Below are 20,670 nucleotides of genomic sequence, written 5' to 3'. Positions count from 1 at the left end.
GTTTACACGTTCAGAATGAATAAACTGTACTATTAGACTTTATAGTATTTTAACTTTACTAGCATTTTCTCGACTATAGCTTTGAGATTTTCACTCGCCAGTTTAGTGTTTTTAACGTGCTCGGCATTTTCGTTTCCAGATGTGTGAATGCTCGCTACACGTTCACTGATATCTGCTGAAGCTTGCTTCTGTTGGTCCACTGCGGTTGCTATTTGAATGTTGTAATCTGAAATTTTTGCCACCGAACGCAACACATCGTCCACTGCTACCCCAGCTTTTCTTGTGCTTTCGACGTTAACCAGAGAGTTTTCTTTATTTTGGGCTATCATTTCGGTAGTTTGCTTGGCGCCGTGATGTAAACGCTCGATCATGGCTCTAATTTCTTCTGTTGATCTCTGTGTTCTGCTGGCTAGTGTGCGGACTTCGTCGGCTACTACAGCAAAGCCTCTTCCATGTTCTCCTGCCCTTGCAGCTTCAATTGCTGCATTCAAAGCAAGTAAGTTAGTTTGCTCAGCGATATTTTGGATGACCTCTAAAACCCCCGTGATTTCAGCACTGGCATTTGTAAGCTCATTAACAACTTCGGCGGAGTTTTCTACCTCATCTGCTTGACGAGAAATAGAGTCGATAATGTGTGCTAACTCAGTGGAACTCACTTGCGCCTCTCCGTCCGCCGCTTTTGCGGCATCCTCTGCATTCCTGGCACTTTCGCCCAAAGACAGGGCTGTATTGTTCATATCATGTAGGGCTAGAGAAACTTGTTCGGTTTGAGCGCTTTGATGGACCACGAGATCGCTAGCCTGGGTAGATATTGTTGTAAGTTCTCTCGCAGAATCTAATAGTTCGGCTGATGCCTGAGTAACATCGCTTATAGTCAGCTGAATGCGGTCTAAAAGACTGTCTAGAGCATTTGACATGCGTCCAAGTTCGTCTGATTTAGATGAATTGAATCTTATAGTGAGATCCCCTTCGCCTTGGGCTATATCTTCTATAGCTTTGGTATATTTGTGCAGTGGTTCACCTACTATTTTTTTCACTAATACAATAAGCACTAAAATAATAACTGCTGCAATAAACAGCGTTGTGAATAAAATTTTAGTAATTTCAGTAAATATTGTGTCGGTTATCTCCTCATTAGAATACCCCAGTAAAATGTCGTAACCCCATGCATTAAAAGGAACTGTGGTGAGCGTCCACTTCTCATCCCTTTCATTGATAATAGCGTCAATGGCACTTTTGGATAAGTGTTGGGAATGAAGACGAATATTTCCCGTAATGTCTCTAAGCGCAACGAACCCTTTATTCAGAATAGTTTGTTCAGCCAATGCAGATTCTAGCTCTTTTAAATCTGCAGAGTACCCTACGTACCAAATTCCAATTACCTCACCGTTGGCAGCGAATATGGGTTCGTAGCCTGTAATATAGGGCTTCCCTAAAATGTCGACTTGACCATAGTATGCTTTACCCTGATTTATGTTTTTTATCGCATTACCAGTAGGAGAAAGCTTCGTGCCAATCGCGCGCTGTTTGTCTTTCATCACATTGGTCGATATTCGTACATAATCAGTTCCACTTTTTACAAAAATAGTCGCTGTACCAGACATAATACTCGTCACGCTATCAACTAGAGCATGTTGGTTTGCTTGAGTGGATTGTCCTAACACAAGATCTGGAATTTCAAGATCTTTTACCCTCACCAGCGAGCCTAATTCAGGGGGCCCAAGAGCGCTTGCCTGCTGTTTCAATAGCGCCATGCTATTACTAACCCTATCAGTCATAATGGAGTCAATAACGGTTAACAAGCTCTTGATCTTGCCGCTTGTCTGGGTGGTATCTCTCTCAACCCTTGAATGTATGTCATCCGTTACGGTGACGATTGTGACCGTAATGCTGATAGCACCGAAGAGGACGATTAAGGCTAAGATGGAAGAAATAAATTTTCTCTGTATCGACATGTAATATTCCGTTGGCAACTGTGAGTTTATATTTGTGACACTAGGTAGAAAAATGAATCATTATTTTGGTCGTTCAATGCTAAGAGCAAAGAGACGCTACATTGTTATCGGCCAACAGTCTTAAATTTATAGTTTGATACAATAACGCCATCTTCGAAAGCCTACATAACCTAGAAGTAAAAGGTAAGCTGTTCAGAGCTTGAGCAAGCAATTCTTACGTGGCTCAACGCACCTCTAAACTAAGATAAAGTGTTGCGTGTTTAAAAATAAGCCATTTTAGCGAACGTAAACAATTGCCGACTAGGTTCACTTGGGGATTGCCCGCTTTGGGTATATACTACGCGGCCTTATTTTTCTTATATTTTAGTAGCTTGGTTTAGAGGCTTATTTCATCATGCGCACAGATTATTGCGGCAACATCAATGCATCACACATCGGACAAACAGTCACTCTTTGCGGTTGGGTAAACCGTCGCCGCGATTTGGGTGGGGTTATTTTTATCGACTTGCGCGACCGCGAAGGTATCGTTCAAGTGGTTTACGATCCAGACTTGGCCGAATTGTTTGATACCGCAAACAGCTTGCGTAGCGAATTTTGTGTTCAAATTGAAGGTCTGGTTCGTGCTCGTCCGCAAGGGCAAGTGAATAAAGACATGGGCACCGGCGAAATCGAAATCTTAGGCAAAGGCTTAACGATTTTGAACAAATCAGCTGTCTTGCCACTGGACAGCAATCAAGAGAATTCAGAAGAGCAGCGTTTAAAATATCGCTACCTTGATCTTCGTCGTCCAGTGATGAGTGACCGTCTTAAGTTTCGTGCAAAAGTCACCAGCGCCGTACGCAGTTATCTTGAAGGCGACGGCTTCCTTGATATCGAAACGCCTATGCTGACCAAAGCGACCCCTGAAGGCGCGCGGGATTATCTAGTGCCAAGTCGTACCCATAAAGGGAAGTTCTTTGCGTTACCCCAGTCACCTCAATTGTTTAAGCAATTGTTGATGATGTCCGGTATGGACCGCTACTACCAAATCGTTAAATGTTTCCGTGACGAAGATTTACGTGCCGATCGTCAGCCTGAATTTACTCAAATCGATATCGAGACCACCTTTCTGGGTGCCGAGCAAGTAATGGAAATCACTGAAGGGATGATCCGCAACTTGTTCATGAAAATGCTGAACGTTGATTTAGGCGAATTCCCGCAAATGACTTATGCCGATGCCATGCGCCGATTTGGCAGTGACAAGCCTGATTTACGTAACCCATTAGAGTTGGTGGACGTGGCGGATATCTTAAAAGATGTAGAGTTTAAAGTGTTCTCTGGTCCGGCAAATGATGCTAAAGGCCGCGTAGCGGTTATCCGCGTCCCAGGCGGTGCGAGCATGACCCGTAAGCAAATCGATGAATACACTAAATTTGTCGGGATTTATGGTGCCAAAGGCCTAGCGTGGATGAAAGTAAACGATATCGATGCGGGCCTTGAAGGTTTGCAATCGCCTATCTTGAAATTCTTAGGTGAAGATGTGGCCAAGCAAGTGCTATCAAGAGTTGAAGCACAAAGCGGTGATATTCTATTGTTTGGGGCTGACAGCGCAACGGTTGTAACCGAAGCATTGGGGGCACTGCGCTTGAAAGTGGGTGAAGATTTAGACTTGCTTGAAGGTGAGTGGAAACCGCTTTGGGTGATTGACTTCCCTATGTTTGAAGAATTCGATGGCCAGTTTTATGCGCTGCATCATCCATTTACCGCTCCTCGTGACATGACGGCAGAGCAACTTGCTGCAGACCCCGCCAATGCGTTATCAAATGCTTATGACATGGTATTGAACGGCTGTGAATTAGGCGGTGGTTCGGTGCGTATTCATAACCAAGACATGCAAGCTAAAGTGTTTAATATCTTGGGGATCAGCGAAGAAGAAGCGGAAGTGAAATTTGGCTTCTTACTGGATGCTCTTAAATTTGGTGCGCCACCTCATGCCGGTTTAGCATTTGGTTTAGACCGCTTAGTAATGCTGATGACAGGTGCAACGTCTATTCGTGACGTGATGGCGTTCCCGAAAACAACGACCGCTGCGTGTCCATTAACGGATGCCCCTGGTATTGCCAGTGACGAGCAATTGAAAGAGTTGTCAATCAAGACTGACATCGTTCAGGAAAAAGCCCCAAGCGCGGAGTAATTTTTCTGCAAACTAGCAAAAATGCTTATCGGCGTCCTGAATCGGCATTGGTGGTCATATATGACTGCCAATGCCGAGTATTAGTGATGCAGCGCCAAGATGATCCTAACTTTTGGCAGTCGGTGACCGGTACATTGGAAATCGGCGAGTTGGCTATCAATACCGCCCTAAGAGAAGTCAAAGAAGAAACCGGCATTGATATTCAACAAGCGGGTTATCACTTACACGATCATCAGCAGATCAATCGTTACGCCATTCGTGACATCTGGCAACATCGCTACCCGCCAAACACGCCCTTTAATACCGAGCATGTATTTTCAATACAAGTAAAGGATGATGTAGCTATTATCCTCACCGAGCATTTAGCCTATCAATGGTTAGAAAAAAACGCTGCCATGGCTAAAGTCTGGTCTGATACAAATCGGGCTGCAATCAAAGATTGCGTACCTGATGCGAACATGCCAACGTAAATCGGCAATATATAATTAATAGGTACATTGAAACTCGTGGCAATTATTCTCGGCATCGATCCTGGCTCACGCATTACTGGCTACGGCGTAATACAAAGGGCAGGGCGACAACAACAATATTTAGGCAGTGGTTGTATTCGAATGCAGGGGGACGCACTGGCGCCGCGATTACAGCAAATATTTGACGGTGTCAGCCAGTTAATACTGCAATATAAACCCGATATGTTCGCTATTGAGCAAGTCTTTATGGCTAAAAACCCTGATTCAGCGTTAAAACTGGGTCAAGCCCGAGGCGCGGCTATTGTTGCAGCGTCCAACCAAGGACTTGATGTAGCGGAGTATTCCGCTCGGCAAATTAAACAATCTGTGGTGGGCAACGGGAACGCACAAAAAAGCCAAGTACAACATATGGTCACGTTTATTTTGAAGCTACCGGGCACGCCTCAAGCTGATGCTGCAGATGCATTAGCGGTTGCGCTTTGCCATAGCCACACCAACGAAAACCTCATCAAGATGTCAGGTCAGGTGAAAAAGACCGTACGCGGCAGATTACGATAAATAACAACACTAGAGAATGAACATGATAGGCAGAATACGCGGCACAGTAGTAGAAAAACAGCCACCAGAGGTACTCATCGATGTAGCTGGGGTCGGCTATGAAATACAAATTCCCATGACCAGTTTTTATCAATTACCTGAGGTAGGTGCCGAGGCCAGCGTTTATACCCACTTTGTAGTGCGCGAAGATGCACAATTGTTGTTTGGTTTTGCTGATAAAAATGAGCGCGCCGTATTTAGAGAGTTAATTAAAGCCAGCGGCGTAGGGCCTAAATTGGCATTAACGATTTTGTCGGGCATGTCGGGGCAGCATTTTATGCAGTGTGTTGCACACGAAGACATTACCGCGTTGGTGAAGTTACCTGGCGTTGGTAAGAAAACCGCAGAGCGTTTAGTGATAGAAATGCGCGATCGCTTTAAAAAACTAAGCTTAGAGCAATCTGCAAGTGATGATTTTGCTCTGCAAGGCAATAATAGTATTGAAAATACCTTTGTTACTTCAAGTGATGCGAAAGAAGAAGCCCTAAGCGCACTGATAGCACTTGGGTATAAGGCGCCTCAAGCGAGTAAAGTGATAAATTCTGTGTATGTAAAAGACATCACCAGTGAAGAATTAATTCGCGAAGCATTGCGGGCAATGATCTGATTTTACCTAGGAAAATACAGGCCTAAAAGCCCGTTATTAAATAGTCTATGCAGTTTGCTTGAGTATCCGTCTCGACTCTCATAGACTACGCACTGTATATAAAACCACTACCAAAAGTTAAATAATTCTCATGATAGAAGCCGATCGTCTCATTCAACCTACCGCCCTACGCGAAGATGAAGTCATCGATCGTGCTATTCGCCCTAAAATGCTGGCGGATTATACAGGGCAAGACCATGTGTGTGAGCAAATGGATATCTTTATTCAGGCCGCGCGTAAACGCAGTGATGCGTTGGATCATTTATTGATTTTTGGCCCCCCAGGCTTAGGCAAAACGACCTTGGCGAATATCGTGGCGAACGAAATGGGCGTGAGTATCAAAACGACCTCAGGGCCGGTGCTTGAAAAAGCGGGGGACTTAGCGGCGCTGCTAACCAATTTAGAAGAAAACGATGTGTTGTTTATTGATGAAATTCATCGTTTGAGCCCAGTGGTGGAAGAAATTCTGTACCCTGCGATGGAAGATTATCAGCTGGATATCATGATAGGAGAGGGGCCAGCTGCCCGCTCAATTAAACTTGAGTTACCGCCGTTTACCTTAATTGGTGCAACAACACGAGCAGGCTCATTGACGTCACCATTGCGCGACAGATTCGGTATTGTGCAGCGCCTTGAGTTTTACAATATTAAAGATTTAACCCAAATCGTAAAGCGTTCTGCCCATTTCCTGGAATTAAATTTAGACGAGGAAGGCGCGATGGAAATTGCCAAGCGCTCCCGCGGTACACCGCGTATCAGTAACCGCTTGCTGCGCAGGGTACGAGATTATGCCGAAATAAAAGCAAACGGTGAAATTAGCAGTGACGTTGCTTCAGCTGCGCTGGATATGCTGGATGTAGATAAAGAAGGCTTTGACTACATGGACCGAAAATTGCTGACCACCATCATAGATAAATTTATGGGTGGGCCTGTGGGTCTCGATAACTTAGCGGCGGCGATTGGTGAAGAACGAGACACGATAGAAGATGTGATAGAGCCCTTTTTAATTCAACAAGGGTTCTTGCAGCGTACCCCAAGAGGGCGAATTGTGTCTCAGCGGGCATATTTGCATTTTGGTTATGATTACGAGCCTAATTGATTTTGTATACCGCCAAAGGAGTGGTATTACTTTTTAGGTCGTAAAAAATAGGCAAAAAAAAGCCCGCATAAATTATGCGGGCAAAGCAACAAATAAAGTTGAATGGAATAAAATTCCAGGGAACATGTCAGTCAACAGGGAGTCGACATAGCATCTGATTAACGCATGGTTGGAAACATTCGCTAATCGAGAAGACAACGTCATTATAGCCTCGCCGCGAAGAACCACAATTGAGAAAAATTACCATTTTATGATTAGTTTTTCTAATGCGTAATGTCTTTACTTATTTTGTATAAAACTTGTTAATACCTGTCATTTTTTATTTTTTTTATTAAAAACAATGGTTTATGTTTTACTGAGTGTTATCCAACCTATTATTTTTTTTGTTACAAATATCTTTGATAAACGTATTTTTGCGAAAATATTGAATATCTATGCATATTTGTCGCGCTTATTATGTTGTATTGCAACGCTGGGTTTAGTTAAATGGATCTATCTTTTTGAATTTTAATGCTTTAATTTTTAGTGGCGCATCATGATTAGTCTTTTGCATCGCATAGTTATGCGCTGGTTGGAGACGGTATGTAATAGTGTGGGGGAAAAGTGACGTTGCAGAAAAACTTAGCAGTATTTGAACACCAAATAAGGGTGTATTATGAAGATACGGATGCAGGCGGAATTGTTTATTACGCGAATTATTTGAAGTTTCTAGAGCGCGCCAGAACAGAGTGGTTGCGCTCGATGGGGATTGAACAAGATGGGTTATTGGAACGATCTATCGGTTTTGTCGTCAAACGTGTCGAAATGGACAATCAAGCGCCTGCACGATTTAATGAACTATTGAGAATTCAAAGCGAAATAGTAGAATTGAAACGCGCAAGTTTGGTGTTCAAACAAACAATAATAAGTCCAAGTGGTCAACGCTTGGTCAGTGCTTTAATTAGGGTGGCGTGCGTGGACCTTCAGCAAATGAAACCTATCGCCATCCCCGGATTTATACTAGAGGAATTCTCGCGTGTCGGCTGAGTTATCAATATTTGGATTATTTTGGCAAGCTAGCTTATTAGTTCAGCTTGTGATGTTGTTGTTATTAGCCGCGTCTGTGGCATCTTGGACGTTTATTTTTCAGCGTTCGCAGGCGTTGAGCCGAGCAAAAAATGATATGAAAAAATTTGAGGATAAATTTTGGTCAGGGGTCGATTTAAATCGCCTTTATCAAGAATTAGCTGCTCGAGAATCAGTGCAAGGTATGGCCAGTTTATTCTGTGCTGGCTTTAAAGAATTTGTCCGCTTGCGTAAGTCGTCATCTACCCCATCTGAGGCGATAATGGACGGTACTTACCGTGCGATGCGTGTTTCCTTGTCTAGAGAAATTGACGAATTAGAGAGCCGTTTACCTTTCTTGGCGACTGTGGGCTCAATTAGCCCGTATATCGGTTTATTTGGTACTGTGTGGGGGATCATGAATGCGTTTATCGCTTTGGGTGAAGTCCAACAAGCCACGCTAGCCATGGTGGCGCCTGGTATCGCTGAGGCGTTGATCGCAACCGCTATGGGGCTGTTTGCCGCTATCCCTTCAGTTATCGCTTATAACCGTTTCAGCCATCAAGTAGAAAAGCTCGAAAACAACTACGGTAACTTTATGGAAGAGTTTTCCAGCATATTGCATCGTCAGTCGCTGGTAACAAAGGCGGATACCGTCACCAACGGTCCAGCTCAGGGCTAATAGGCAACGATTATGTATGTAAGAAAACGCCGTCGTCCGGTGTCTGAAATCAATGTTGTGCCCTACATCGATGTGATGTTGGTGTTGCTGATTATCTTTATGGTAACCGCACCGCTTGTGACTCAAGGTGTTAAGGTAGATTTACCAAAAGCAGAAGCGCAACCGTTAGAAGATGATAGCAAGCCACCGCTAATTGCTTCCGTTGATGCAGATGGAAATTACTTCCTGAACATCGCTGAAGACCAAGAGCAGGCCATGACAGCTGTAGATGTGGCCACATTAGTTGCGGCGCATTTGCGAATTGAACCTGAAACCCCAGTCGTGGTGAAAGGGGATGGCGCAGTGCCGTACAGCAATATAGTGCAGTTGATGGTGCTTTTGCAGCGTGCTGGTGCGCCTTCTGTCGGTCTTATGACTGACCCTCCTGAGAAATAAGCATTTAGCAGATATGAAGTTAAAATTGTCGCTACCTTTGATTAAATCACTGAGTTTGCATCTCGTTTTCGGAGTGCTTCTCTTTGCAGGCATGGATGTTAAGTTGCCTCAAGAAACGCCTGAAATGGCGTCATCTCAACCGGTTATAGAGGCCGTGGCGGTAGATGCCAACGCGGTTGATGACCAAATTAAGCGGATTGAAGATCAGAAGAAGCGCAAGCAAAAGGTTGAAGAAGACCGAATCGCTGAACTGGAACGTCGTGCGAACGAGGCCGAACGCAAGCGTAAACAACAAGAGCAAGAAGCGGTTGAAATAGAGCAACGCACCAAGCGCCAACGTGAAGAACGTAAACAGGCTGAGCAAGCTGCAATTGCTGCGCGTAAAAAGCAAGAGCGAGAAAAGGCCAAAGCGAAAGCAGCGGAGGCGGAGCGTAAACGCAAAGAGTTAGAGCGTAAGAAGGCGGAAGAGCGAGCTAGAAAGGCCAAGGAAGCGCGCGAGAAGGAAGAAAAAGCCTTGAAAGAGGCGCAGCGCAAGAAAGCAGAAGCAGCGGAGAAAGCGCGTCAAGAGCGTGCCTTGCAAGATCAACTTGAAGCTGAGCAGGCTGTGCGCCAGCAGCGACGAAGCAAGCAAGTACTAACCGAAGTACAAAAGTACCAAGCCCTGATCCATCAAGCTATTCAGCGACAGCTAATTGTAGATAACTCAATGCGCGGAAAATCCTGCCAGTTGAATATCCGTTTAGCATCGTCTGGTTTAGTTATTCAGGTAAAAGAACTAGGTGGAGATCCTATCTTATGCAGAGCTGCTAAATCTGCTGTTTTCAAGGCCGGTACCCTTCCGGTATCAAAGGAAGCTGATGTGTATGAGAAGCTCCGTGATATTAATTTAACTGTAGAGCCCAATTTATAATGACAAGATTGACCCGTGTTTTAACATTTTTAAGTGTAATGCTCACTGCATCTAGCCAGGCGAGTTTGGAAATTGTGATCACCGAAGGAATCGATTCTGCGCGACCAATTGCCATTGTGCCATTCAAGTGGAATGGCCCAGGCCAAATGCCAGAAAGCTTATCCGAAGTGGTTAGCGGCGACCTATTGCGAAGCGGTAAGTTTAGCCCTATCGATAGCACTGACATGCCAGGGCAACCTCATAACGACAATGAATTGGATTATAGTGCTTGGGCAGCAACCGGCGTCGAAGCTATTTTGGTGGGTTCGGTCACCCCTGAAGGCCCTGATCGTTATCGTGTTAACTTCACATTAGTCGACGCTATTAGAGGTCAAATCACCGGTGGCAATGCGCGGGCATTAAGCGGTGGTAAATTAACCAACAGTAACGACCACATTTTAGATAGCCGCCAGACTGTTATTACAGGCCAAGGATTTAGACAATACGCTCATCGCATCAGTGATGTGGTGTATGAAAAATTAACGGGTGAGAAGGGCGCCTTTATGACGCGTATTGCTTACGTTGTTGTGCGGGACCGTAAAACCAATGAGTTTCCTTATCAGCTCGTCGTTGCAGACTATGACGGTGTGAACGAGACGATGTTACTGCGCTCTAAAGAGCCTTTGATGTCTCCTTCTTGGTCGCCTGACGGGACCAAGCTGGCTTATGTCACATTTGAAAATAAGCGCTCACAGATATACATTCAAGACTTATACACCATGAGCCGAACGCAAATGACCGATTTTCCTGGCATAAACAGTGCGCCGGTTTTCTCACCCAACGGTAGGCAATTAGCCATGGTGTTATCGAAAGACGGTAACCCAGAGATTTACGTGATGGACGTGGCTTCTAAACGCCTAGAGCGGATAACTCGCAACCGAGCGATAGACACGGAACCGAGCTGGACACCCGATGGTAAGAGCTTGATATTTAGTTCCGAACGGGGTGGTAAACCGCAAATATATCGCGTAGATTTAGCCAGTAACAACGTCAGAAGGGTAACGTTTGATGGCGAAATGAACCTTGGGGGAACCATCACCCCAGACGGCGGTCGCATGGTTATGGTCAACCGTACCAGAGGGAACTACCATATTGCCGCTCAGGATTTAGAAAACGGAAATATTCAGGTATTAACCAAAACCTATTTGGATGAATCCCCGAGTATTGCACCAAATGGAAGTATGATTATTTACAGTACGTTACACCAAGGCAAGCAAGTTTTATCCTTGGTTTCCTTGGATGGTCGCTTTAAGGCGCGTTTACCCGCTTCTGATGGGCAGGTTAAGTCGCCAAGTTGGTCTCCATTTTTGTTGTAACAAGTTCAACCTATTTATAAATTTGATAATAATAAGGAATTAGAAAATGCAACTTAGCAAAATATTCAAAGGCATCACACTTGCACTACCTATTGTGACAATGGTTGCTTGTTCATCAGGTCCTAGCGAAGAAGAGTTAGCCGCAGAGAGTAACCGTGTTGCTGCTGCCCAAGCTGAAGCTGACCGCAAGGCGGCAGAAGAAGCAAAAGTGCAAGCAGGCAATATGAAGCCTATGTTGTCTCCTGAAGAAGTCATGCAGAAAGAAAAAAGTGCATTGATGGAAGATCAGGTTGTTTATTTTGATTTCGACCGTTCAAGCGTCAGTTCTAAGTATTACTCTTTGCTTGATCAACACGCTGCATTCTTGGTGAAAAACCCAGGCCAAGCAGTAGTTATTGAAGGCCATTGTGATAACCGCGGTACGCCTGAATACAACATTGCGTTAGGTGAACGCCGTGCTAAATCAGTTGAGACATACTTGATGAATGCTGGTGTGAGCGCATCTCAAGTTTCTGTTGTTTCATATGGCGAAGAAAAGCCAGTTGATACATCAGGCACTGCAGCTGCATTTGCTGAAAACCGTCGTGGTGTTCTTGTATATCAATAAAAGTTGGATTTATGAATAAACGCATTCTTGCGCTTACTCTGACAGCGATATTTGGAGCCGCAGTAAATGCGGCTCCTGCGCCTGTAGCGGATGTAAGCAGTGGCAGTACAGAGTCACGTCTAACCACCTTAGAGCGCCTTTTTAATACACGTACAGCGCAGCAACATCGCGTTCAGGAGCAGCTGGATTTGCTTCAGAATGAAGTGAATGAGTTACGTGGCAGTATTGAGAAGCATAATTATCAACTAGAGCGGATATTAGAGCGTCAACGAGAGCTGTATTTAGAGATTGATAAACGCATTGCTGCTGTGATGACACAAAATGGCAGTGGAGCCACTGACGAGTTTAATCAGACTAATCAAGTTAGCCAACCTAGCTCCCAAACTAGCCTGAATGAAGATCAAGCGTATGATAAAGCTGTCAACCTTATCTTAAAAGACAAGCTGTATGATGATGCTATTCCTGAGTTCCAATCCTTCTTGCAAAACTTCCCTAATTCTAGTTATGCCTCAAATGCGCATTACTGGTTAGGGCAATTGTTATTTAATAAACAAGATTGGGCGGCAGCGGCAAATCAGTTTGAAACATTGATGAATCAATTTCCGGATTCTTCGAAGCGCGCAGATGCCATGTTGAAATTAGGTATTTGTGAGCAAGAGCGTTCAAATATTGCCCGAGCAGAACAATTATGGAAAAAAGTGTTAACGGAATACCCGACTTCTTCAGCAAGGAAACTGGCTGAAATTAAATTAAATGCCGTTAAATAGATAACGGCATTCCTTATTTTATTAGTGTTAATGCTTCGTTTTAGCGTAAAAAATAACCGTGCAACATGCGTTTTGTATGCTTTTTCAGCAAACGATACGAATTATGAAAATAAAGCTTAATTTAAGGTTGCATGAAGTTTCGAATTCAGTATTATATGCGCCCTCGTCACCGAGAGACGAGAAGCAAAGCAAGAAAGGTATATTTTCCCTTAGTTGATTTGCAGTTAGATTTAATTTGATGGGTCGTTAGCTCAGTTGGTAGAGCAGTTGACTTTTAATCAATTGGTCGCTGGTTCGAATCCAGCACGACCCACCAGTTAAATCAAACAATTCAAAGCGTTACAATTAGATGGGTCGTTAGCTCAGTTGGTAGAGCAGTTGACTTTTAATCAATTGGTCGCTGGTTCGAATCCAGCACGACCCACCATCTAATCTCCAGTTTATTTTATCTCTTCGTTTGATTTCCCATTTTGCTAAAACACCCTATTTTATTTTTGCAGCGATACATCTTCGACGTGCTTGTGTTCTGTAATCGCTATTCTTGTGGTGCTTAAATCAATCTGTAATTTTACTTCTTTGCAAAGCGTTCGGTTCTGATCAAAATTTCGTCATCAGTTATTCGCTTTCTTTAAGGTTGATTAGTCGGTACTGTGTCTCTGTATGATTATACTTTAGTATTAATTGAGCAAGGTTTTACCGATGGAATTTAATTTACCTTGTAACTATTCTTCATTTTTCTATTTACATAGCGTTAGATGTATTAATCTTGAACATTAGAGATGGGTTGACTTACACTCTTACATAATCAAATTAAGGATAAACGTGCGTATGAATGCTCTTGAGTATGCCGAAAAAGCAGGTGATTTGTTTGTATTGCCTGACTCAGTCACAAAAATAAAACAGCTTATTGATGATGGCAGTGCTTCTATCAACGAAGTGGCAGAGGTCATAAATTACGATCCGGCGATTGCAGCGCAAATTTTGAAAATAGCTAACAGCGCCTTATACAAATTTCCCACAGTGATAACCACCGTTAATAAAGCGATTCAAGTCATAGGAACAGACTCAGTTTATGATTTAGTGCTCGCGTACGGCATCTCACACGCTTTTAAAGATATGAATGACAGTGAGGTGGACTTCAGTGTTTTTTGGGAGCTAGGGGTGAGCTGTGGCTTGTTAGCAAAATACATTGCTCAAGAGACGTCCGCTAAAAATCCCGATAAGATGTTTGTGTGCGGTTTACTACACAATATTGGCGAATTAGCCGTGTTGCAGCTTACACCCGACGTAGCAACGCAGTGCAGTTCATTTTCGGCGGAGCATTGCCCTGTCACCTTGCAGAATAAGTATCTTGGTTTGAGCTACGCGCAAATAAGCGCTGAATTGCTCAAGCTTTGGGGGATCCCCAGTGAAATTTATGGGCCTATTGCCCACCAGCATGCTTCTTTGCACAAAGCACAAAGTCATGAAGAGAAAATACTGCAGCTTGCGTCTAGTTTGGCGCTCAATAACGTATACAGTGAGATCTATAATCGACTCGATAATATCGAACCTGCGCAATATGAAATCCTCGACTTAGATGACGAAGATTTGGACGCGGCGCTCGATTTTACCAATATGCAGCTGATCAGTACCTTGGCTATTTTTAGCCCGTCAACCTTTAGCATTTACTAAATTGGGCTGAATCTTATCCCGTAGAGAACTAATTAGTTACGAGTAGGATAAAAAAAGAGCGCTTATCAGCGCTCTTTTTGGTGGTGTTAAATATGGCTTATTCTCACTAATCAAACACTGCAATGGTTTGTCTACTGATTGCGATTAACTGCCCTCGGGTATCCCATATATTCGCTTCAGTTTGTGCGTAGCCATCTGCGGCTTGACGTGTGCGCACTTGATAGGCAAACCAGTCTTTAGGGGAAAAGGTGTAATGAGGGTAAATAAATTCAATGTTCCAACTCATAGTACTTGCGGGGGCTGGCCATTTAAGCATTTGCAAAGTGGTGGGTGGCCATCCATCGATAAGAGCGATTAGATGGACATCAGTTAGTTCTTTTGGTGGTTTAGTAAATCGCATCCAACCATCAATTTTGCTTTCTTTACTTCCTGTAAAGGGCAGGCCTCCACCTTGTCTAGCCAAGTCTATATGGCGTAAAAACTTAGGCGTAATCTTAGGAATTTGAGGCAGAAAATCTGCTTTGGTAGGGGCTCGCATTGCATGTGTATCAGTATTGCGTACATCAATTTTTGAGTCTCGTGAAACACCAAAGGCAGCTTGCACCATCACGCATACCTTGCCATCTTGAATTGCCTTACCTATCACTTGCGTAACATTCCTACCTTCTCGCAATATTTCAACTTCGATGTCAAAGGATGTCTCAGTCATAACTGGGCCGACAAAATTGCATGCAAACGATCTAAGTACTCGATCGTTACTGACTTTTTGACGGATAGCGCTATATACCAAGGCGCCAGTTAAACCACCATATGCGGTGCGTCCTTGGGCCCATTCTTTAGGGATAGTGAGTTGGGCTCTATCTTGTTCATCACTATTGATATAGTGATTTGTCGCGTCGATAAGGTCATCAATATGCATAAATCCAGTCACTTATGTTGGGTCTGCACGCATAGCAGAACTGGTCGGATGTCTGTGGGCAATTCTACCACGTAAAAATTCTAACATCCTAGCTATTCAATAGAACAATTTGCTCGTGTTATATGGGTATATAAGTGTTTGTTATGTTTACATTTATTTTACATTATTGATACAAAATGGCTTGTTATGTAGACACCGACAAGATTACTATGAGGGTATTTATTGTGGGCAGAATATCTAAATTGAGGGAGCAGTAATGACAGTGAATACCAGCGAAAGCCCTGTTGTTCAGCAGGAAGATTTTAATCAGGTGAGCAAACCTTATCGTACCTACGTATTAACAATACTGACCTTGGTTTATGCCTTTAATTTTATCGACCGACAAATCATCGGTATTTTATCGCCTTTTATTAAAGCTGACTTGGGTTTAAATGACGCGCAATTAGGCTGGTTAAAAGGGCTCTATTTCGCGGTGCTTTACACGGTGGTGGGAATTCCTATTGCTTGGTTAGCAGACCGCTATAGTCGCGTTAACATCGTTGCGATTTCCCTCACGCTTTGGAGTGGTTTTACCGCACTGTCTGGTATGGCTACGACCTATACGCAACTTGCCATTGCGAGAATTGGTGTGGGGATCGGTGAAGCGGGTGGCAGTCCACCTTCTCACTCTATCTTGTCTGACCTTTACCCCAAAGAAAAACGTGCAGGTGCGTTAGCGATTTATTCGTTAGGGATCCCATTTGGGATCATGCTGGCGTTTTTTGCTTCCGCTTTTATTTTAAAAGGTGGGGATGCTAACTGGCGGCTTGTCATGCTCAGTGTGGGTATCCCTGGGGTACTACTCGCTATTTTGCTTAAGTTAACGATAAAGGAGCCGCCTAGGGGAGGGAACTTACATTCCGCGGCGGCTAAAACACCTTCCTGGCAGTCCATCAAAGTACTGTTAACAATACCGTCGTGGTGGGGCATGTGTATTGCGATTTCTTTAGCCTCATTTGGAAGTTATGCGATTTCTACTTGGATGATGGACTTCTATTTACGCGCCTATCCGAACTTGGACTTGACTAGCCTGCTAATCAAAGTGGGTATTATCAACGGCACTGCTTATGCGTTTGGCGTTTGGTTCGGTGGAGCAATCACAGATAAATGGGGTAAAACTAACAGAGGGGCGTACGGTTGGGTGCCTGCTCTTGGGCTTTTAGTTGGTGTGCCTGCATATATTTATTCTGTGCAGGTTACTGATTTAAACACGTCTCTGATGTTGCTGACGGTGCTGCTATTTACCAGTGGTTTTTATTTGGGGCCATCGTTTGCCTTGGCGCAAACACTGGCACCGGTTAAGGTGCGTGCTATGTCGACAGCCTTATTCTTCTTTGTCTTAAACATTATTGCACTGGGCGGTGGTCCTACTTTCATCGGAATTTTGAGTAAATCGTTAACTGCTGAGCATGGTGAAGTGGAAGCTTTGCGATTATCCTTGTCGGCTGTTTCAGTACCCTATGTTTTGGCTATTGTCGCTTTCATATGGACCGCTCGCAAAATCCCTGCTGATTGGGCTGCTGCAGAGAAACGTAACGGATAGAGCTACTATGAATTTAAGGGGATAAGGTTGGAACAAAATAACAATGTGCATCTGCATTTTGCCCATGCAAATGGCTTCCCAGCAGGGAGTTACCGTAAGTTATTTAGCGCGCTCAATAGCGACTATTGCGTGTCTGCTATAGAAAAATTTGGCCATACAAACCGGTTTCCAATCTCTAAAAACTGGGGTAATCAAACCCAAGAGTTAATCACCCATATTGAATCTACCGAAAATCAGCCAGTTTACGGCATAGGGCATTCATTTGGTGGGGTGGTGTCTTATATGGCTGCATGTACCCGTCCTGATTTATTCAAGGGGTTGATTATGCTTGATCCGCCCATGATCACGGGCTTAACTCGCGTCTTCTTTAGGGGGGCCAAAGCCACACCGTTAATTGACAAGATAACCCCCGCGGGTAAAACAGTAACGCGCTGTAAACAGTGGGGAAAAGATGAAGATTTAGTGGCTTACTTTCAAGCTAGAGCGCTGTTTAAAAATATGGATAGTGACTGCATTGCGGATTATGTTAGCAGTGTAACGCACGTTCAAGAGCAACACCGACACTTGCATTTTGAACCTGAGGTCGAGGCTTCTATTTTTAGAAACCTTCCTCACAATATATATAAGTACTATGGGAAGCTTACCTGCCCAGCGCTACTGGTCACGGGCTCTCAAACCCATGTGTGTACTGAGCGTCGTATTAGGCCATTTATTAAGGCTAATCATCTCACTCATGAGGTGTTTAGCGGCGGGCATATGTTTCCTTTGGAGTCACCGGTAGAAACGGCTGAGTTGATAAACCGAACAATTGACGCCTGGCGCGCAGAAACGTCTGATAGTAATACGGCGGTCGCCACAGATAAGTAACGTTAGGGCACAAAAAAACCAGACTGAATCTGGTTTTTTTGTTGGCAACTTTTTCTATATATTCATCATATTCCGACTTTCAGACCTAACATTTCTCGGGTAACTAACACAACACCCTTGTTTGTGACTCTGAAGCCCCTTGCTCGGTCTTCATCATGGTTATGACCAATGACAGTGCCTTCAGGCACGATACAACCACGATCGATAATTGCTTTCTTGATTTTACAATTTCGCTTTATTTCTACATCCGGTAACAGTACTGACTCTTCAATTTCACTGTAGGAGTGAACATGGACATTAGAAAAGCACAAACTCTTGCGCACGGTTGCCCCAGATATTATGCAACCACCACTGACCACGGAATCAATGGCCGCGCCGCAGCGGTTGTATTCTTCCCAGACAAACTTAGCGGGGGGCAACTGTTCTTGATACGTCCAAATAGGCCACTTTTTATCGTAAAGATTAAGGGGAGGTTTGGGCGATACCAATTCCATGTTGGCCAACCAAAATGAGTCTAATGTACCCACATCACGCCAGTAAGAGACTTCACCATCGTCGTTTGAAAATGGATAAGCGAATACCGGGTGATCCTTAATAATCGACGGAATGATATCTTTACCAAAGTCACGCTCTGAGCCTTCGTTTTGCGCATCATGTTTTAAATGCTCAAACAAAAACTCAGTGTCGAAAACGTAATTACCCATAGAGGCAAGACAACGGGTAGGGTCGTTAGGCAAAGGAGTCGGATTCTCAGGTTTTTCTTCAAATCCAAGAATACGATAATCTTCGTCTACAGACATGACCCCAAATGCACCAGCAGCTTCTTCTATAGATACAGGCATACAACTGACAGTCATTTTCGCGCCAGATTCCACATGATGAGCAAGAATGTTCGCATAATCCATGCTGTATATGTGGTCACCGGATAAAATCATCACGTATTTAGGAATTTCATCGCGAATAATATCGATATTTTGGAATACCGCATCGGCAGTTCCTTCATACCAATTGCCTGAAGAGCGTTGAGAAGCAGGTAGTATCTCAACTGATTCACCTAGTTCTTTTCTAAAATGTCCCCAACCCCTGACAAGGTGTCGGATCAATGAATGAGATTTATATTGGGTTACCACCCCTATGCGTTTAATACCGGAATTAATGCAGTTAGATAGTGGAAAGTCGATTATTCTAAATTTTCCTCCAAAATATAAAGCGGGTTTAGCCCGCCAGTCGGTCAGTTCGTGTAGTCGGGAGCCTCTTCCGCCAGCTAAAATCAGGGCGTAGGTATCTCGGGTCAGGTTGCTAATATAACGTGGGCTTGGATTGGGCATAACACTTGACTCCATTCTTATTTGATTTTTAGACGTTCTCGTTTCGCAGGAAACACAGAATCACGGAGCGTAAAGTGTACGTCATCAGATACTGTGAACTTCAGTGTGTCACGGGCTCGCTTGAAATTCAATTTGCTTCCAGCTGATTTATTATGTCTTTTTACATATTAGTAACGTTTGAAGCCGTTAAAAACTGAATCTGTACAATAAAAGAACACTCTGTTTTAGGAACAGGGTTAAAACTCCACTATTGGTGCAGTTATATAGCGATGGAAGCATGATCTAATTTTCGCCAAACAGGTTGCTTTTCTTCTCGCTTCACAATGCAAACCTATGGCATATTTCTGATTTGCATAGATTTTTTGATTGTTTTATGTACAGTATGTAGTCGCAATTAATGGAAAAGTTAAAAAAATGTTATAAAAGCCGCCAGTGAGTGAAGGGGAAAGAGCATGTTGAAAAAAATGGCAATTGGGATCGCTGCAATACTGTTGTTTTTTGTGGTGGTCGGATGGTTGTTACCATCCGAATTTAAAGTGGTTAGAACCATCAGAATTGAAGCTCCTGCAGATATTATTTTTAAACATGTGAAAGATTTAAAGAAGTGGCAGCATTGGGGAGTGTGGTTTGAACGCGACCCTGATATGCAAGTGGCTTACGCAGGCCCTGATTCCTCAGTTGGTATGAAATCTACTTGGCAAAGTGAAAGCCAAGGTAATGGCGAAATGGAGATTGTGGCCATAGAAGAAAACCAGCGATTCATATATACCCTTGTTTTTCCTGATATGGGAGTTGGCTCAACCGGTGAGCTAACCTTGCGAGATAAAGAGGGAGAAACGGTCGTTATTTGGCACGATTATGGCGACGTTGGGGCTAATCCGTTGTTACACTATGTGGCGTTTTTTATGGACCGAATGATCGGTGAAGACCTACAAATGGGCTTAGAAAACCTTAAAGTTATTGCAGAGGCTGAGTTTCAACAAACGCGGTGAGCGCACCGACTTACCGGTGACATTTTGCCGAGCGATAGGTTTTCTTTGGCTCGTAAAACGTGTAAATGGCTTTCAACGCCATCGCAGGTTAATGTGCGCGCTTTTAACGTTGAACTGTTCAATAAGGTATTGATTTAAGGAAGTATATGAGTCGATTTCCAACCCATGGCAGTATTGAACTTGATATAGAAGAAAACATATTGCTCGTTGAGGGCTGTGGTCCATGGAATTTAGAATCTGTGGTCGAGGCTGAATTAGAGGTGGCGCCTTTACTGAAGCAATTATGTGTTGGCCCATGGGGGGCTTTGGTTGTACTTAGAGGCGATCCGATTTATGTACCAGACGCTGCTGCCTTTATGTCAAAAGCAATTCGTGAACAAAAAACGTTGGGGCGAGTGGCATCCGCTTTGATTATCGAGCACTCTGCAACGCCAGAGTTTTCAAAACGCCACCTTGGGTTAATCTATGACGACGCTGGCGAGCGTTATCGTTTCTTTCCGAATAAAGAGCAAGCAAAATGGTGGTTAATACAGCAGATCATCCACGCTTCGCCCTGAGCGATCCGCTG

Annotated in this window: 20 protein-coding genes and 2 tRNA genes; 19 read left to right on the top strand and 3 right to left on the bottom strand. The window is 43.8% G+C overall.

The window, feature by feature from the left end; all coding sequences use genetic code 11:
• Positions 1-32: 32 nt before the first annotated feature.
• Positions 33-1,955, bottom strand: a complete 1,923-nt coding sequence (locus AC0VYA_RS14950; RefSeq protein ID WP_475488807.1) for a methyl-accepting chemotaxis protein — start codon at positions 1,953-1,955, stop codon at positions 33-35.
• Between the two features lie 394 nt (positions 1,956-2,349).
• On the opposite strand from AC0VYA_RS14950, the gene aspS reads away from it, so the two are divergent.
• From aspS to AC0VYA_RS14875, 15 genes are all read left to right on the top strand, one after another.
• A complete protein-coding gene (gene aspS / locus AC0VYA_RS14945) occupies positions 2,350-4,128 on the top strand; it encodes an aspartate--tRNA ligase (protein ID WP_473475059.1) in 1,779 nt (592 codons plus the stop codon).
• A 5-nt stretch (positions 4,129-4,133) separates the two neighbouring features.
• Positions 4,134-4,598: a dihydroneopterin triphosphate diphosphatase gene (nudB, locus tag AC0VYA_RS14940; protein WP_081429944.1), complete on the top strand. Its 465-nt coding sequence runs from the start codon at positions 4,134-4,136 to the stop codon at positions 4,596-4,598.
• 36 nt (positions 4,599-4,634) lie between these two features.
• Positions 4,635-5,156 carry a crossover junction endodeoxyribonuclease RuvC gene (gene ruvC / locus AC0VYA_RS14935; RefSeq protein ID WP_006993621.1) on the top strand — a complete coding sequence of 174 codons (522 nt, stop codon included), beginning with the start codon at positions 4,635-4,637 and terminating at the stop codon, positions 5,154-5,156.
• Between the two features lie 22 nt (positions 5,157-5,178).
• The gene (gene ruvA / locus AC0VYA_RS14930) at positions 5,179-5,802 is read left to right on the top strand and encodes a Holliday junction branch migration protein RuvA (RefSeq protein ID WP_041713928.1); all 624 of its coding nucleotides are present in this window, start codon (positions 5,179-5,181) and stop codon (positions 5,800-5,802) included.
• A 130-nt stretch (positions 5,803-5,932) separates the two neighbouring features.
• Positions 5,933-6,940, top strand: a complete 1,008-nt coding sequence (ruvB, locus tag AC0VYA_RS14925; RefSeq protein ID WP_011575707.1) for a Holliday junction branch migration DNA helicase RuvB — start codon at positions 5,933-5,935, stop codon at positions 6,938-6,940.
• A gap of 603 nt (positions 6,941-7,543) precedes the next feature.
• The gene (gene ybgC, locus AC0VYA_RS14920; RefSeq protein ID WP_011575706.1) at positions 7,544-7,966 is read left to right on the top strand and encodes a tol-pal system-associated acyl-CoA thioesterase; all 423 of its coding nucleotides are present in this window, start codon (positions 7,544-7,546) and stop codon (positions 7,964-7,966) included.
• A complete protein-coding gene (gene tolQ, locus AC0VYA_RS14915; RefSeq protein WP_011575705.1) occupies positions 7,956-8,666 on the top strand; it encodes a protein TolQ in 711 nt (236 codons plus the stop codon). The genes ybgC and tolQ overlap by 11 nt, the downstream gene beginning before the upstream one ends.
• 12 nt (positions 8,667-8,678) lie before the next feature.
• Complete coding sequence (tolR, locus tag AC0VYA_RS14910) at positions 8,679-9,101, top strand: protein TolR (protein WP_011575704.1); 423 nt, start codon at positions 8,679-8,681, stop codon at positions 9,099-9,101.
• A gap of 13 nt (positions 9,102-9,114) precedes the next feature.
• Positions 9,115-10,011, top strand: coding sequence for a cell envelope integrity protein TolA (gene tolA, locus AC0VYA_RS14905; protein WP_475488806.1), 897 nt, complete (start codon positions 9,115-9,117; stop codon positions 10,009-10,011).
• Entirely contained in the window at positions 10,011-11,366 is a 1,356-nt protein-coding gene (gene tolB / locus AC0VYA_RS14900; RefSeq protein WP_475488805.1) for a Tol-Pal system beta propeller repeat protein TolB, read from the top strand. The genes tolA and tolB overlap by 1 nt, the downstream gene beginning before the upstream one ends.
• 46 nt (positions 11,367-11,412) lie before the next feature.
• Positions 11,413-11,973 carry a peptidoglycan-associated lipoprotein Pal gene (gene pal / locus AC0VYA_RS14895; RefSeq protein ID WP_011575701.1) on the top strand — a complete coding sequence of 187 codons (561 nt, stop codon included), beginning with the start codon at positions 11,413-11,415 and terminating at the stop codon, positions 11,971-11,973.
• An 11-nt stretch (positions 11,974-11,984) separates the two neighbouring features.
• Complete coding sequence (ybgF, locus tag AC0VYA_RS14890; RefSeq protein WP_011575700.1) at positions 11,985-12,740, top strand: tol-pal system protein YbgF; 756 nt, start codon at positions 11,985-11,987, stop codon at positions 12,738-12,740.
• Positions 12,741-12,980: 240 nt separating this feature from the next.
• Positions 12,981-13,056, top strand: a tRNA-Lys gene (locus AC0VYA_RS14885).
• A 35-nt stretch (positions 13,057-13,091) separates the two neighbouring features.
• Positions 13,092-13,167, top strand: a tRNA-Lys gene (locus AC0VYA_RS14880).
• Positions 13,168-13,568: 401 nt separating this feature from the next.
• The gene (locus AC0VYA_RS14875) at positions 13,569-14,414 is read left to right on the top strand and encodes an HDOD domain-containing protein (protein ID WP_473481327.1); all 846 of its coding nucleotides are present in this window, start codon (positions 13,569-13,571) and stop codon (positions 14,412-14,414) included.
• Between the two features lie 106 nt (positions 14,415-14,520).
• On the opposite strand, the gene AC0VYA_RS14870 is transcribed toward AC0VYA_RS14875, so the two are convergent.
• Positions 14,521-15,333 carry an acyl-CoA thioesterase gene (locus tag AC0VYA_RS14870; RefSeq protein WP_475488804.1) on the bottom strand — a complete coding sequence of 271 codons (813 nt, stop codon included), beginning with the start codon at positions 15,331-15,333 and terminating at the stop codon, positions 14,521-14,523.
• A 256-nt stretch (positions 15,334-15,589) separates the two neighbouring features.
• Between AC0VYA_RS14870 and AC0VYA_RS14865 the strand changes: the two genes are divergently transcribed.
• Positions 15,590-16,915: a spinster family MFS transporter gene (locus AC0VYA_RS14865; protein ID WP_475488803.1), complete on the top strand. Its 1,326-nt coding sequence runs from the start codon at positions 15,590-15,592 to the stop codon at positions 16,913-16,915.
• A gap of 27 nt (positions 16,916-16,942) precedes the next feature.
• Positions 16,943-17,782 (top strand): alpha/beta fold hydrolase, encoded by an 840-nt coding sequence (locus tag AC0VYA_RS14860; RefSeq protein WP_475488802.1) that lies wholly within the window; start codon positions 16,943-16,945, stop codon positions 17,780-17,782.
• A gap of 65 nt (positions 17,783-17,847) precedes the next feature.
• Here the strand turns inward: AC0VYA_RS14860 and glgC are convergent, their stop codons facing one another.
• The gene (gene glgC, locus AC0VYA_RS14855) at positions 17,848-19,110 is read right to left on the bottom strand and encodes a glucose-1-phosphate adenylyltransferase (RefSeq protein ID WP_475488801.1); all 1,263 of its coding nucleotides are present in this window, start codon (positions 19,108-19,110) and stop codon (positions 17,848-17,850) included.
• 452 nt (positions 19,111-19,562) lie between these two features.
• Between glgC and AC0VYA_RS14850 the strand changes: the two genes are divergently transcribed.
• On the top strand, positions 19,563-20,102 hold the full coding sequence (locus AC0VYA_RS14850; protein WP_475488800.1) for an SRPBCC family protein: 540 nt from the start codon (positions 19,563-19,565) through the stop codon (positions 20,100-20,102).
• Positions 20,103-20,248: 146 nt separating this feature from the next.
• Positions 20,249-20,659: a hypothetical protein gene (locus AC0VYA_RS14845; protein ID WP_475488799.1), complete on the top strand. Its 411-nt coding sequence runs from the start codon at positions 20,249-20,251 to the stop codon at positions 20,657-20,659.
• The last annotated feature ends 11 nt before the right edge of the window (positions 20,660-20,670 follow it).

Source organism: Paraglaciecola sp. QJM3NY_14, assembly GCF_056173245.1.
The sequence above is the reverse complement of the archived record's forward strand: the minus strand, read 5'-3'. Positions and strand labels throughout refer to the sequence as shown.